Source organism: Facilibium subflavum, from assembly GCF_003574485.1.
In the GTDB taxonomy this organism is placed as follows: domain Bacteria; phylum Pseudomonadota; class Gammaproteobacteria; order Francisellales; family Francisellaceae; genus Facilibium; species Facilibium subflavum.
This window is the reverse complement of sequence record NZ_QLIT01000133.1, coordinates 1-1,691: the sequence shown is the minus strand read 5'-3', so window position 1 is coordinate 1,691 and position 1,691 is coordinate 1. Positions and strand designations below refer to the sequence as shown.

General features: G+C 34.4%; 1 protein-coding gene. It reads right to left on the bottom strand.

The features are described 5' to 3' along the window. Positions 1 to 374: 374 nt before the first annotated feature. Entirely contained in the window at positions 375 to 1,580 is a 1,206-nt protein-coding gene (locus tag DNK84_RS08355; protein ID WP_162902319.1) for a hypothetical protein, read from the bottom strand. Positions 1,581 to 1,691: the final 111 nt, after the last annotated feature.

Here is a 1,691-nt window from a genome sequence, read left to right as displayed (position 1 = left end):
TGCTGGAAGTCATTTAACTACTTTTTCTTCTGTCACTTCACGATGAACTATATCTTGTGTTTGATCATCATAAATCTCTGTTACGATTCGTTGCTTTAGTGCCATAACTTACTCCATGATTTTAGGTTACAAAAATAGAGTAGCATAAAATAGCATGAAGTAAAACCGTGTCAGGAATGCTCTCGGCGCAATGGAATCGAGAGTCTGCACACAGAGTGTTGCAGCTTAGAACCTCTTTAGCAAGCAATCAATGGGCTCAGGGTTGGCAGCTAGTTAGGCAACATATTTATAAAAATGCAGCATAACACAACTACATTAGGAATGCTCTCCACAACTTGCCGGTAATTGCTGATTTTCTGAACCATGCCCTTTCATTACACTTCATTTTGCTTAACGAAAATGGTTTCTATTTGATCAATGACATTAATACCTGTTTTATTAAATAAATTGGTAATTGATTGATGATAGTTTAATTTATATGAATTAATTTTTATTTGTTTAGCAATTTCAGACCATAAGCTACTAAATACAATTTCAAAGTTAACGGATTTCATAGTGGCGATGCTTTCTGATAAAAAAGTAAGTGAAACGATGACCGAACGAATTAGCTCCCTTTCTGATGTAAAATTTTTAATTGGTTCTATAGAGTCAATATCACACATGCCACCATCAATTGAGAGGTTTTGTATTTGCACACAATTTCCAGTATGGATACACGTTGTTGGTACATAACCAAGACCAAACATTTGAATAATAAAACCAACCCAATTGGGTATTGCATCATCTAGTTTAAATTCACCAAATTCATTTTCTCTATTCTTATTCCATATTCCATCTGCACCAGGAAAATGATTAATAGCATGCGCTGCCCTTAAGGGATATCCGTGGTAATAATAAGCGTATATAGCCAAACCATCTTTTGCTAATTCTTTTGTATATTTGGCGACCGAAAGCTGCATTCTATCTGATAAAAATGGTGAAACATCTGTCAAAAAAATCCTCGTTCTTTCCTTTGGAATGATATAAACACTCAAAGGCAATGGAATATGAGGTAGTATATTAAAGTGCTGATGATAATCACGCACAAATTGATATGTAAGATTAGCACAATTGATTGCTGCTTTACGTGTTAGTGCAAGATAAACTTCATGTTCATAAAGAACAAAGCTTTCTATTTTAGATGGCATGCCGTCTTTAGGGTACTTATATGCTTTTTCATATACATCTAAGTAGTCTTGAGCGAAGGGTTCACTGCCTTTGAAAACAATTAGTCCATCACCTGCCTTCATACAGAATGATCTGGCATGACCCTTCATTCGGAAAAAATCGCCCTGTGAAAAAACACTACAAGTTGGTGCGACTGGGCATTTATTCTGCAGCGAATTTAATGCTTTCTTGATTTCTGGATAAAAATCTAACATTGATTGATAAAGTTTATGATCCAATTTTTCTAAACTCCAGATTTTATCAAGCTTAGGTGACTTCTCTAACATGCACTCCATTGTAATACAACCAGAAATTAAGCAATAATCTCCATTGTAAACTATCTTATTAAAATTGCATAGTATAATTTTCGGCATGGTTCAGAAATTGCGCTATTGAAAACAACGACATCATCAGTTTTATTCATGATATACTCCAAGTGTGTGATTGTTGTACACGTTTATTTTTTAATCATACCAGTATGCTAT

Coding starts and splice junctions, on each gene's coding strand:
- DNK84_RS08355 (WP_162902319.1), bottom strand. CDS start 1,580: ATGCCGAAAATTATACTATGCAATTTTAATAAGATAGTTTACAATGGA.